This is a genomic window from Oceanibaculum sp., assembly GCF_022449305.1.
Taxonomy (GTDB): Bacteria; Pseudomonadota; Alphaproteobacteria; order Oceanibaculales; family Oceanibaculaceae; genus Oceanibaculum; species Oceanibaculum indicum.
On record NZ_JAKUSO010000080.1, the window covers coordinates 1 to 12,206 of the forward strand.

10 protein-coding genes and 1 pseudogene are annotated in these 12,206 nt (G+C 65.8%); 8 read left to right on the forward strand and 3 right to left on the reverse strand.

Annotated features, from left to right (window positions below):
- From MK313_RS16545 to MK313_RS16560, 4 genes and pseudogenes are all read left to right on the forward strand, one after another.
- Positions 1-302 (forward strand): annotated as a pseudogene (locus MK313_RS16545) (CoA synthetase); the annotation flags it as partial.
- A gap of 5 nt (positions 303-307) precedes the next feature.
- Positions 308-1,042 carry a CoA-transferase gene (locus tag MK313_RS16550; protein WP_287783022.1) on the forward strand — a complete coding sequence of 245 codons (735 nt, stop codon included), beginning with the start codon at positions 308-310 and terminating at the stop codon, positions 1,040-1,042.
- Between the two features lie 21 nt (positions 1,043-1,063).
- Positions 1,064-2,290, forward strand: a complete 1,227-nt coding sequence (locus MK313_RS16555; RefSeq protein WP_008944850.1) for a CaiB/BaiF CoA transferase family protein — start codon at positions 1,064-1,066, stop codon at positions 2,288-2,290.
- A 134-nt stretch (positions 2,291-2,424) separates the two neighbouring features.
- On the forward strand, positions 2,425-3,564 hold the full coding sequence (locus MK313_RS16560) for a mandelate racemase/muconate lactonizing enzyme family protein (RefSeq protein WP_287783025.1): 1,140 nt from the start codon (positions 2,425-2,427) through the stop codon (positions 3,562-3,564).
- Positions 3,565-3,885: 321 nt separating this feature from the next.
- Here the strand turns inward: MK313_RS16560 and MK313_RS16565 are convergent, their stop codons facing one another.
- The gene (locus MK313_RS16565) at positions 3,886-5,394 is read right to left on the reverse strand and encodes a 3-hydroxyacyl-CoA dehydrogenase (RefSeq protein WP_287783026.1); all 1,509 of its coding nucleotides are present in this window, start codon (positions 5,392-5,394) and stop codon (positions 3,886-3,888) included.
- Between the two features lie 13 nt (positions 5,395-5,407).
- Complete coding sequence (gene pcaF / locus MK313_RS16570) at positions 5,408-6,616, reverse strand: 3-oxoadipyl-CoA thiolase (RefSeq protein WP_287783027.1); 1,209 nt, start codon at positions 6,614-6,616, stop codon at positions 5,408-5,410.
- Between the two features lie 268 nt (positions 6,617-6,884).
- On the opposite strand from pcaF, the gene MK313_RS16575 reads away from it, so the two are divergent.
- From MK313_RS16575 to MK313_RS16590, 4 genes are all read left to right on the forward strand, one after another.
- Entirely contained in the window at positions 6,885-7,670 is a 786-nt protein-coding gene (locus MK313_RS16575; protein ID WP_287783028.1) for an enoyl-CoA hydratase, read from the forward strand.
- Between the two features lie 185 nt (positions 7,671-7,855).
- The gene (locus MK313_RS16580; protein ID WP_287783030.1) at positions 7,856-9,235 is read left to right on the forward strand and encodes an aspartate aminotransferase family protein; all 1,380 of its coding nucleotides are present in this window, start codon (positions 7,856-7,858) and stop codon (positions 9,233-9,235) included.
- A 142-nt stretch (positions 9,236-9,377) separates the two neighbouring features.
- Positions 9,378-10,598 (forward strand): 5-aminolevulinate synthase, encoded by a 1,221-nt coding sequence (gene hemA / locus MK313_RS16585; protein ID WP_287783032.1) that lies wholly within the window; start codon positions 9,378-9,380, stop codon positions 10,596-10,598.
- A gap of 292 nt (positions 10,599-10,890) precedes the next feature.
- Complete coding sequence (locus MK313_RS16590) at positions 10,891-11,448, forward strand: hypothetical protein (RefSeq protein ID WP_287783033.1); 558 nt, start codon at positions 10,891-10,893, stop codon at positions 11,446-11,448.
- A gap of 9 nt (positions 11,449-11,457) precedes the next feature.
- Here the strand turns inward: MK313_RS16590 and MK313_RS16595 are convergent.
- A partial coding sequence (locus tag MK313_RS16595; protein ID WP_287783035.1) for a DUF2817 domain-containing protein occupies positions 11,458-12,206 on the reverse strand: 749 nt, incomplete at its 5' end.

The window sequence follows — 12,206 nt, forward strand, 5'->3', positions numbered from 1 at the left end:
GGATCGGCGTGCGGCGCGAACTGATGCTGATGGCGCATGCCGCGAAGGAATGCCTGGTCACCGCTGAGGAGATCGTCGAGGGCGATCTGCTGGCCGACGAGGCAACGGCGGCCGGCACCATCCCCGGCCTCTATGTCACCGCCATCGCGGAGGCGAAGGAGGGCGCCTGGCCGGTTGGCCTTGGCGGCGCCTATCCCGCCGATGCCGCGCATATCGCGGATTATTACGAACAGGCACGCAGCGACGAGGGCTTCCAGAGCTATCTCGCGCAGCATGTGCTGACCCGTAACGCGGCGGAGTGACCCCGATGACTGACTGCAAGCCCGAGGAACTGCTGATCTCCTTCATCGCCGACAGGCTGGCGGGACTGCGCCATGTCGCGGTCGGCAATTCCTCCCCGATTCCAGGTGCCGCCGCCCTGCTGGCGCGTGCCCGCTCCAACGGCATGCTGCGCGTCTCTCTGCTCGGCAGCCGCAAGCACACCGCCTTCACCGATGGCGGCAAGGAGCTGTTTGACTGCGCCGCCGAGGGCCGTATCGACGCCTTCTTCCTGGGCGGCGGGCAGATCGACGGCGAGGCCAACATCAACCTGGTCGGCATCGGCGACTATCCGCAGACCAAGGTGCGTTTCCCCGGCTCCTTCGGCTCGGCCTATCTCTATTTCCTGGTGCCGCAGGTGATTCTGTTCCGCGAGGAACATACCGACCGCGTGCTGGTGCCGAAGGTGGACTTCATCAGCGCGCCGGGCACCAGCCCCGCCAATGTCTATCGGCCGGGCGGGCCGAAGATGCTGGTCACCGGGCGCTGCATCTTCGACTTCGACAAGGACCGGAAACGCTTCAGCCTGCGCAGCGTGCATCCGGGCCATACGGTCGAGGAAATCCGCGAGAATACCGGCTTCGACTATGACGAGCCGGCGAGCGTGCCGGAGACGCCGATCCCCGATGCCGGGACGCTGGCGCTGCTGCGCGGGCGCATCGGGCAGGAGATCGCCGAGACCTATCCCGCCTTCGCGTCGCGTGTCTTCGACATCGCCGCCTGATTTTCATTTCTGGGAGAACGAATGATGGCGGATACCGCCGCGAATCCGGCCGGCGGCGCTTTTGGCGCGCTGAACGGCCTGAAGGTGATCGACCTGACCCGCGTGCTGGGCGGCCCCTACGGCACCCAGATCCTGGGCGACCATGGCGCGGAGATCGTGAAGATCGAGCCGCCACAGGGCGACGAGGTGCGCGACTGGGGCCCGCCCTTCCTGGAGGGCGACGCCTCCTACTTCATCGGCGTGAACCGCAACAAGCGGTCGCTAGGCCTTGATCTCTCCAAGCCGGAGGGGCGGGAGGTGCTGTTGCGCCTGCTCGACGGTGCCGATGTGCTGATCGAGAACTACAAGCCCGGCACCATGGAGCGCTGGGGCATCGGCTATGAGGAGGTGCTGTCGAAGCGCTTCCCGAAGCTGATCCATTGCCGCATCAGCGGCTTCGGCGGCGACGGCCCGCTGGGCGGCTTTCCCGGCTATGACGCGGTCATCCAGGCGATGGCCGGCATGTTCTCGATCAACGGCACGCCGGAGGCCGGGCCGACCCGCATGGGCACGCCGCTGGTCGATCTCGGCACCGGGCTCTATTCGGCCATCGCCATCCTGATGGCGCTGTTCGAGCGCCAGCGTTCCGGCAAGGGCCAGTATATCGACATGACGCTGTATGATTCGGCGGTGGCGCTGCTGCATCCGCAGGCGGCCAACTACTTCCTGTCGGGCAAGACCCCGGTGCTGACCGGCAGCGAGCATCCGAACATCACGCCCTACGACAAGTTCGCCACCAGCACCGGCGAGATTTTCCTCGCCATCGGCAATAACCGCGCCTTCGAGCGGTTCTGCACCGAGATCGGCCGCCCGGACCTGCCCGCCGATCCGCGCTTTACCAGCAATGGCGAGCGCACCATCAACCGTCCGGCGCTGCGCGCGGAGCTGGAAAAGGCGATGGCGGATATGGACGGCAAGGCGCTGTGCGAGCGGCTGCTGGCGGTCGGCGTGCCGGCCGGGCCTGTCATGAACATCGCCGAGGTGTTTGCAGCGGAACACACCCAGCATCGCCGCATGGACGAGACGCTGGGCGCCTATCGCGGCACCGGCATCCCGATCAAGTTCAGCCGCACGCCGGGCAGCGTGCGCCGCACCCCGCCGAAATTCGCCCAGCACAGCGACGAGATCCTGGCCGAGGCCGGCTTCTCCGCCGAGGAAGTCGCCTCGCTGAAGCAGGGCGATGTGGTGGTCACCAAGCGCCGGCAATAGGGGCTTTCTTTTTTCGTCACCCTCGGGCTTGACCCGAGGGTCCAGAGAGGCGGCGCCGTTCGCTGGATGGTCGGATCAAGTCCGACCATGACGATTTTTGGATAAGAAACGATAAAAGACAGGGAAGGACCGCCATGAAGATCGTCGAGCTGAAGGCCTATCCGATCTCTTTCAAGGTGCCGGAGGGGGCGAATGTCTCGCTCGGCATCGGCCGCACGGTGAAGCGCGACGCGGTGATCGTAAAGATCGTCACCGAGGACGGCATCACCGGCTGGGGCGAGGCGCATGCCGCCCGCGCGCCGGGTGCCGTGGCGCAGCTTGCCAACACCACGCTGCGCCAGCTCGTGGTCGGGCAGGATGCCGGCGATATTGTCGGCCTGTGGAACCGCATGTACCGCATGCAGCTCGCCAGCCACGGCATGGGGGCGGGCGCCGCCATCGCGATGAGCGGCATCGACATGGCGCTGTGGGACATCAAGGGCAAGGCGGCGGGCTGGCCGCTCTACCGGCTGCTGGGCGGCTCCGCGAAGCCGATGCCAGCCTATGCCGGCGGCATCTCGCTGGGTTTCCAGGAGCCGGCAAAGCTGGTGGAGGAGGCGCAATCCTATGTCGCGCAGGGCTACAGGGCGCTGAAGCTGCGCATCGGCGATAGTGTGGCGCGCGATCTGGAGCGGGTGCGCGCCGTGCGCAAGGCGCTGGGCGAGGGCATCGACATCCTGACCGACGCCAACACCAACTACACACTGGCCGATGCGCGCAACGCCTATCCGGGTCTGGACGAGTGCCGTGTCGGCTGGCTGGAGGAACCCTTCCCCTCGCCGGATGACCGCAGCTACGAGATCGCCGCGGGCTATGGCCGTACGCCGCTGGCGGCGGGCGAGAACCACTATACCCGCTTCGACTTCAACCGGCTGATCGAGCGCAAGGTGATCAACATCTTCCAGCCTGACCTGTCGAAGACCGGCGGCATCACCGAGGGGCTGCGCATCGCGCACATGGCCTCGGCCTGGAAGATTTCGGTGCACCCGCACACCTCGGTCACGGGGCTCAACATGGCGGCCTCGCTGCATTTCCTGGCCGCCATCGACAACCCCGGCTATTTCGAGGCCGATCTGTCGAAGGGCAATGTGTTCCGTGACCAGCTGTGCAGCCCGGCCTACAGCATTTCAGCCGACGGCACGGTCATGCCGCCGGAGGCGCCCGGCCTCGGCATTGAGGTGGACGAGGCGGTGCTGGCCGCCCACCCCGTCATCGACGGGGCGGGGTATGTGTGATTAAGCATCAGAAAAGATTCTGAAATTAGCATTAACGCTCAATTGTCATTGCCGGGCTTGACCCGGCAATCCAGGGGCCAAGGCCTGAGACGTTACAGGCAAAGCGACGCTCCTGGACCCCCGGGTCAAGCCCGGGGGTGACATGAGAATGTACTTTCTGAAATCCACCCATGCCCTTCGAGACGCCTGCTCATGCAGGCTCCTCAGGGCGAGGGGAGCATGGGATAGCCGGCGGCGCATCTTCGTGACCTCATGCTGAGGAGGTCGCGCCCGGTTCAGGGCGCGACCGTCTCGAAGCATAGGGCGGCGTGCGCCCGGTCTTTACCCCGCCGTCTTCGCCGACAGGCCCAGCAGGGCGCGGCGGCGGAGCCACAGGCTGGGGCGGTAGCGGTCCTCCCCGGTCAGTGCCTGCAACTGTTCCAGCACGCGCAGCGTCGCCCTGGTCCCCATGGCATCGACCATGGCCAGCGGCCCCTGCGGATAGTTCAGACCCAGCGTCATGGCGAGGTCGATCTCCTCCGGGCTGGCGAGGCCGACCTGCGCCATCTCGCAGGACAGGTTGCCGATCATGGCGCGCAGGCGCTGGGCGATGAAGCCCGGCGAATCCTTGATAGCGGTGACCTTGCAGCCATCCTTCGCCAGCAGCGCCGCCACGGAATCGCGGGCGGCGGCATCGGCCCCCGGCGCGGTCATGATGGTGATGCGCTTCGAGATGTCGGCGCTGAGGTCGATGGCCACCAGCCGGCGGTGATCGGCGCCGGTGCGCACGGCGACGCTGGTCGCGTCCTCGCCGACGGGGGCGCAGAGGATGGGGCTCGATCCATCGTCCGACGCGGTGATCTTCACGCCGAGGCCGCCAAGGAACTTCTCCAGCGCGGCATCCGGCTCGGCCAGGCTGACGGTGGCGGCGGGGGCCGCATCCGTCACGTGATCCGGGCTCGGCGCGTCGAGAACATTTCCTTTATCGTCATAGCGATAATGGCCGGCCTTCGTCTTGCGCCCCAGCCGGCCCGCCTCGTACAGCGCCTTGTGCAGCGGCACCGTCTTCAGGCGCGGATCGTGCAGATAGCCCTCATAGACGATCATGCTGACCGGATAGTTCACATCGATGCCGGTCAGGTCCATCAGCTCGCACGGTCCCATGCGGAAGCCGCAGCAATCCTTCATCACCGCATCGATCTGTGCCGGCGTCGCCACTCCTTCATGGATCAGCCGCATGCCCTCGGTGGTGTAGGCGCGCCCGCCCATATTGACGAGGAAGCCCGGCGCGTCCTGCACGGTGACCGGCGTGCGGCCCATGCGCTTGCCCAGCTCGGCCAGCGCCACGGCGACATCATCGGCGGTTTCCGGCCCCTTGATGATCTCCACCAGCTTCATCAGCGGCACGGGATTGAAGAAATGCATGCCGGCCACGCGCTGCGGCTTCGCGCAGTTGCGCGCGATGGCGGCAATCGGCAGGGAGGAGGTGTTGGAGGCGAGGATCGCATCCTCCGCCACATGCTTTTCCAGCTCGGCGAAGATGCTGCGCTTCAGATCCAGATCCTCGAACACCGCCTCGACCACCACCGGGCAGTTGCCCAGATCGGCAAGGGCAGGGGCGATGGAGAGGCTTGCCTTCATGCCGGCGACGGCATCGGCTTCAAGCCGGCCCTTCTCGACCAGCCGGTCCAGCCGCCCGAAGATCAGGTCGCGACCGGCCTCCGCACCGCCCGGCTTGGCGTCGTGCAGAACGACCTTGCAGCCGCCCTCCAGTGCCACCTGGGCAATGCCCTGGCCCATCGCGCCGGCGCCGACGACGCCGACCGCGAATCCCTCGGCTTTCACATCCATGATCGCCGCCTCCTCAGACCCGTTCGATGATGGTGGCGATGCCCTGGCCGACGCCGATGCACATGGTGCACAGCGCGTAGCGGCCGCCGGTATCGTGCAGCTGCTGCGCCGCCGTCAGCAGCAGGCGGGCACCGCTGGCGCCCAGCGGATGGCCCAGCGCGATGGCGCCGCCATTCGGGTTCACGCGGGGATCGTCATCGGCGATGCCAAGCATGCGGGTGGTGGCCAGCGCCTGCGCGGCGAAGGCCTCGTTCAGCTCGATCACATCCATCTGGTCGATGGTCAGGCCGGCCAGCTTCAGCACCTTCTCCGAGGCCGGGGCTGGACCGATGCCCATGATGCGCGGCTCCACGCCGGCGACGGCGGCGGCCACGATGCGGGCGCGCGGCGTCAGCCCGTGGCGCTTCGCGGCTTCTTCCGACGCGACGATGATCGCGGCAGCGCCGTCATTCACGCCCGACGCATTACCGGCAGTCACCGTTCCGCCTTCCTTGCGGAACGGGGTGGACAGCTTCGCCAGCTGCTCGATGGTGGTGTCGCCGCGCGGATGCTCGTCCTGGTCCACCACGATGGGGTCGCCCTTGCGGCGCGGGATGGTGACGGCGACGATCTCCTTCGCCAGCCGGCCATTGGCCTGCGCGGCAGCGGCCTTGTGCTGGCTGCGCAGCGCGAAGGCGTCCTGGTCCTCGCGGCTGACCTGGAACTGCTCGGCCACATTCTCGGCGGTTTCCGGCATCTGGTCGATGCCGTACTGCTTCTGCATGATCGGGTTCACGAAGCGCCAGCCGATGGTGGTGTCGTAGATCTCCGCCTTGCGCGAGAAGGCGCTGTCCGCCTTCGGCATGACGAAGGGTGCGCGCGACATGCTCTCCACGCCGCCGGACAGCATCAGCGACGTCTCGCCGGCCCGGATCGCGCGGGCGGCCTGCACCGTGGCCTCCATGCCGGAGCCGCACAGCCGGTTCACCGTGGCGCCCGGCACCTCGACCGGCAGGCCCGCCAGCAGCAGCGCCATGCGCGCGACATTGCGGTTATCCTCGCCGGCCTGGTTCACGCAGCCATAGAGCACATCGTCCAGCGCGGCCCAGTCCACCGAAGTATTGCGCTCCATCAGCGCCTTGATCGGAACGGTCGCCAGATCGTCGGCGCGCACGGCGGACAGGCTGCCGCCAAAGCGGCCGATCGGCGTGCGGATGGCGTCGCAGATGAAAGCCTCGGTCATCGTTTCCCCCATGGTTTGGATAGGTTGCTCCCAGAGTGCGATCACATTGAATGCGGTCGCTTTAGGGACGCATTCAATGTGTGAATCGCCCTCTGATAACTTGAATAGAGACGGATTCACGCTTCAGGTCGAGGCACGGCTTGCCACGACCTGAAGCGATCCGGCTCTAGCATTGCCGGGGAAGCTTGCACACCCTATGATCCGGGTCAATTCTGCAAAACCACATTCCGCCCAGCAAAACTGGGGATGTAAACAAAGGAGGAAAGCAATGTCCGAGACGGCCCAGCCGGAGGTAATCGTCGAGCGCCCGGAAGACGGCATCGCCGTTGTGCGCATCAACCGCCCGGCGGTGCGCAACGCGCTGAACATCGCCACCCGCAAGACGCTGGCCGAGGAATTCGCCAAGCTGTCCGAGGATAGCAGCGTGCGCGCCATCGTGCTGACCGGCAATGAGGAGGCCTTCGCCGCCGGCGCCGATCTGCGCGAGTTCGTCGAGGCCTCTCCCATCGACCTGCTGACCCGCCATACCGAGCGGCTGTGGCGCGTGATCTCCTCGACCCCGCAGCCGGTAATCGCCGCCATCAACGGCTTCGCGCTGGGCGGCGGGCTGGAGCTGGCGATGCATGCCGACATCATCGTGGCGGGCGAGGGCGCCAAGCTGGGCCAGCCGGAGGTGCGCGTCGGCATCATGCCGGGGGCGGGCGGAACGCAGCGCCTGACGCGCGCGGTCGGCAAGTTCCACGCCATGAAGCTGTGCCTGACCGGCCGGCCCATCGACGCCGCCGAGGCATTCCAGATCGGCCTTATCAGCACGCTGGTTGCCGACGATCAGGTGATGGAGACGGCGCTGAAGATGGCGCGTGACCTCGCCTCGCTGCCGCCGCTCGCCGTGCAGCAGATCAAGGAAGTCATCGTGGCCGGCGAGGACAGCTCGCTGGAGACCGGCCTGATGCTGGAGCGCAAGGCGATGCAGATGCTGTTCGCCAGCAAGGACAAGAATGAGGGCATGCAGGCCTTCTTCGAAAAGCGCAAGCCGGCCTATACGGGCGAGTAACGGCGTCGGCGAGGCCCGGCATTCGTGCCGGGCCAGCCATGCGCGGAATTTCCGCACTCCGGGATTGACGCGCCCATGGGGAAGCTGGCTAGACTGCAAAAGCAGTCAGCGCTCTTGACTTTTCGCGGTCACGGGCTAGCCGGCTCGTTTTTTGCTGCTTTCCAGAGGCCGGCCCCAAGCCCTTCGTGCCGAATTCCGCGAGCGCCCGCGACATCGCGCATCATCTGCATCCCTACACCAATCTGAAGGTGCATGAGACGGAAGGTCCGCTGGTCATCACCGGTGGCAAGGGCGTCCATGTCTTCGACGAGGACGGCAAGGACTATATCGAGGCGATGGCCGGCCTGTGGTCGGTGTCGCTGGGCTTCAACCAGCAGCGTCTGGTCGATGCCGCGATCAAGCAGATGAAGGAGCTGCCCTACTACCATACCTTCACGCACAAGTCGCACCTGCCCTCCATCGACCTTGCGGAGAAGCTGAAGTCGGTCGCCCCGGTGGAGATGTCGAAGGTGATCTTCCAGAACTCCGGTTCGGAAGCCAACGACACCGTCGTGAAGCTGATCTGGTACTTCTGGAACGCCCAGAACAAGCCGGAGAAGAAGAAGATCATCTCGCGCATCAAGGGCTATCACGGCGTCACCGTCGCCTCGGCCAGCCTGACCGGCCTGCCGAACAACCACCGCGACTTTGACCTGCCGATCGCCAACATCCTGCATGCCGACTGCCCGCATTATTACCGCTTCGGCCTTGAGGGCGAGAGCGAGGAAGAGTTCGCCACCCGCATGGCGGACAATCTGGAGAAGCTGATCCTCAAGGAGGGGCCGGAGACGGTCGGCGCCTTCATCGCCGAGCCGATCATGGGCGCCGGCGGCGTCATCGTGCCGCCGAAGACCTATTTCGAGAAGATCCAGGCCGTGCTGAAGAAGTACGACGTGCTGTTCTGCGCCGACGAGGTGATCTGCGGCTTCTGGCGCACCGGCAATTACTGGGGCAGCCAGACCTTCGGCATGAAGCCGGATATCCTGTCCTGCGCCAAGGCGCTGTCCTCCTCCTACCTGCCGATCTCGGCGGTGATGGTAAATGAGCGCGTCTATCAGGCCTGCGTGACCGAGTCCGAGAAGATCGGCGTGTTCGGCCATGGCTACACCTATTCCGGCCATCCGGTCGCGGCCGCGGTCGCGCTGGAGACGCTGAAGATCTATGAGGAGCGCGACATCGGCGCGCATGTCGGCAAGGTCGGCCCGCTGCTGCAGAAGGGCATCGCCGGTTTCGCCAGCCATCCGCTGATCGGCGAGGTGCGCGGCACCGGCCTGATCGGCGCCATGGAATTGGTGCAGGACAAGAAGACCCGCGCCGCCTTCGACCCGAAGCTGGGTGTGGGCGCCAAGTTCGCCAAGATCGCGCAGAAGAACGGCCTGATCGTCCGCGCCATCGGCGATTCGGTCGCCTTCTGCCCGCCGCTCATCATCACCGAGCAGGAGATGAGCGACATGCTGTCGCGCTACACCAAGTCGCGGGCCGAGGTGGCCGCAATGCTGAAGGCCGACGGCATCGCCTTTGGCTGATCGCCGCGATCATTAGACGACGCGAAGGCCGCCTCCCCGGAGGCGGCCTTTTCGTTTGCCCGTTCCGCTGCCGCGACATTCCGCGCGGATGACCGGTGCGCGTTTCGATAGTATAAGCTCGGCAAAAAACCGGATTGTCGCCATGGACTATCAGAGTTTCTTTGCCGACCGCATCGCGCAGCTGAAGGCCGAGGGGCGCTATCGCGTCTTCGCCGATCTGGAGCGCCAGGCCGGCCGGTTCCCGAATGCGCGGCAGCATGTCGGCGGCGCGCAGCAGCGTCCGGTCACCATCTGGTGCTCCAACGACTATCTCGGCATGGGCCAGCACCCCGCCGTGCTGGCGGCGATGCAGGAGGCGATCCAGCGCACCGGCGCCGGCGCCGGCGGCACCCGCAACATCTCCGGCACCACGCATTATCATGTGCTTCTAGAGCGCGAACTGGCAGCGCTGCACGGCAAGGAAGCGGCCCTGCTGTTCACCTCCGGCTATGTCGCCAACGAGGCGGCGCTGTCCTGCCTCGCCTCGTCGCTGCCGAACTGCATCGTGTTTTCCGATGCGCTGAACCACGCCTCGATGATTCAGGGCATCCGCCATTCCGGGGCGGAGAAGAAAATTTTCCGGCACAATGATATCGCCCATCTGGAACAGCTGCTGGCCGAGGCCGACCCCGCGCGGCCGAAGCTGGTCGCCTTCGAATCGGTCTATTCGATGGATGGCGACATCGCCCCCATCGGCGACATCCTCGATCTGTGCGAGCGTTATGGCGCGCTCAGCTATCTCGACGAGGTGCATGCCGTCGGCCTCTATGGCGCGGAGGGGGCGGGCGTCGCCCAGCGCGATGGTGTGATGCACCGGGTCGATGTGGTGCAGGGGACGATGGGCAAGGCGTTCGGCCTGATGGGCGGCTACATTGCCGCCTCGGCCACGTTGTCGGATTTCATACGCTCCCATGCCTCCGGCTTCATCTTCACGACGTCGCTGCCGCCGGCGTTGACCGCCGGTGCGCTGGCCAGCGTGCGCATCCTGCGCAGTGATGAGGGCAGGGCACTCCGCGCCCGCCATCAGGAACGGGCGGAACGGCTGCGTGCCCAACTGCGCGCCGCCCGGCTGCCGCTCATCGAGGCGCCGAGTCATATCGTGCCGGTGCAGGTGGGCGATGCCGCACGCTGCAAGCAGGCCAGCGACCTGCTGCTGGAGCGCCATGCGATCTATGTGCAGCCGATCAACTACCCGACCGTGCCGCGCGGCACCGAACGGCTGCGCCTGACGCCGACCCCGCTGCATGACGATGCGGCGATGGACCGGCTGGTCGCGGCGCTGACCGACATCTGGGGTGCGCTGGAGCTGAAGCAGGCGGCGTGAATGGGTACACCCTCTCCCCTCGAGGGAGAGGGTGGTGAGCGTAAGCTAACCGGGTGAGGGGGCGGCTCGGTTCGTGCGGTTACCCCTCACCCAGCTCCGCCTAATCTCGGCTGACGCCTCGATAAGCCTGCGCAACCCTCTCCCGCAAGGGGAGAGGGAAAGAAAGGAAAGTGCCTGCCGTGAAATTGCCGCTTCCCTTTTTCTGCGAATCGTTCTTAATAGTGGACAAATCCGGTCTGGTATCCCATTTGGATAGTCGGACCCTCCGAAAGGTGCGCAACAGGATATGCCCATGTTCCGCGACAACTCGCTGATTCCGACCGAGGCGCTGCGCTTGGCCATGCTGGGTTTCCTGGCCGAGGGGCCGAAGCGCTATGCCGATCTGGCGGCGACTGTGCGGCGCTTCGCCAGCCGGATGGCTGGCCCGTCGCTCGACCTGCTGGCCCCGTCGCTGGAACTGCTGCGCTTCGAGGGGCTGGTCGCACCGGTTGACGGCGCCTCAGGGGGGGAGAGCATGGAAGATAATCCTGTGCTGCGCCTGACGGATGCCGGCCGCGCAGCGCTGGATGGGCTGCTGAGCGCCAACATGAAGCCGCTGGTGAACGACCTGAACAAGCTGGTGGTGGCGCTGAAGCTGCGTTTCCTGCATCTGATGGCGCGGGAAGATCAGCTGGTCCAGCTGGAAATGCTGGAAGATCTCTATCGCAATGAACGCGCCCGGCTGGTCGATCTGAAGGCGAATGAGGAAGCGGCCATCATCGACGGGCTGCTGCCGGCCTGGCTGGACCAGGAGATCGCCCAGGCGGAGGCCCGTATCGCCTGGTGTCAGGAGATACAGGCCCGCCTCTGAGCTATCGGGTCAGCTCTCCGCCAGCCCCTTGATCGCTGCGCGCATGAACTGGCGCGAGCGCAGGTAAACCAGTTCCTTCCAGTCATCCTCGTCCGGATAGAAGGCCTTGCGCATCTGGGCCTTCAGTTCCTTGCCCTGCGCCGAGTCGAGATCGCCGCGCGCATGCAGCCAGTTATCGGCGATGACGGCGCCGACCACATTCTTCAGCGGATAGGTGCCGTATTCCGCCGTGACGGAGGTCACATCCGTCCCCTCCAGCATGTCCACCACCGCGTGCTTGATGACGCCATAGAGGGCGGGCGAGGTGGAGTTGCCGAGCGCTGGCGAGCTGACATTGTTCACGAACCAGTCGAAGCAGCGCTGCAACTCCGGCGTGCCCGGCTCGCCATCGGCGATCAGATCGACCGTGCCATAGGGGCCAAGGCCGGTGTGGTAGTCGATGAAGCAGGCATGTTTCGCGCCCTTCACATGGGCATCGACGATCTTGCGGAAGGTCAGGTTCGACCAGGTCGGCTTGTTGCCGCCATGGAAGATGCCGTCGGCATGGTTGTACTGGCCCTGGCTCAGCGCCTTCTGCCAGGCGAAGGCGCCATGCTGCTTCTTGTAGGCATCGAACGCGGCCTCCATCGCGGCGAGGCTGTCCGGCCCCCACTGCTTAGGCACGATGACATCGTGTAGCGCGTCATAGTCCGGGTTTTCCGGATAGCCGCCATTGTGATCGATGAAATTGCGGTTCAGCTCGACATTGTCCTCTGTCC

Excerpts from the sequence above, each read along its gene's own strand:
- MK313_RS16550 (WP_287783022.1), top strand. The coding sequence starts at position 308 with ATGACTGACTGCAAGCCCGAGGAACTGCTGATCTCCTTCATCGCCGAC.
- hemA (WP_287783032.1), top strand. The coding sequence starts at position 9,378 with ATGGACTATCAGAGTTTCTTTGCCGACCGCATCGCGCAGCTGAAGGCC.
- MK313_RS16565 (WP_287783026.1), bottom strand. The coding sequence starts at position 5,394 with ATGGATGTGAAAGCCGAGGGATTCGCGGTCGGCGTCGTCGGCGCCGGC.
- MK313_RS16555 (WP_008944850.1), top strand. The coding sequence starts at position 1,064 with ATGATGGCGGATACCGCCGCGAATCCGGCCGGCGGCGCTTTTGGCGCG.
- pcaF (WP_287783027.1), bottom strand. The coding sequence starts at position 6,616 with ATGACCGAGGCTTTCATCTGCGACGCCATCCGCACGCCGATCGGCCGC.
- MK313_RS16560 (WP_287783025.1), top strand. The coding sequence starts at position 2,425 with ATGAAGATCGTCGAGCTGAAGGCCTATCCGATCTCTTTCAAGGTGCCG.
- MK313_RS16575 (WP_287783028.1), top strand. The coding sequence starts at position 6,885 with ATGTCCGAGACGGCCCAGCCGGAGGTAATCGTCGAGCGCCCGGAAGAC.
- MK313_RS16590 (WP_287783033.1), top strand. The coding sequence starts at position 10,891 with ATGTTCCGCGACAACTCGCTGATTCCGACCGAGGCGCTGCGCTTGGCC.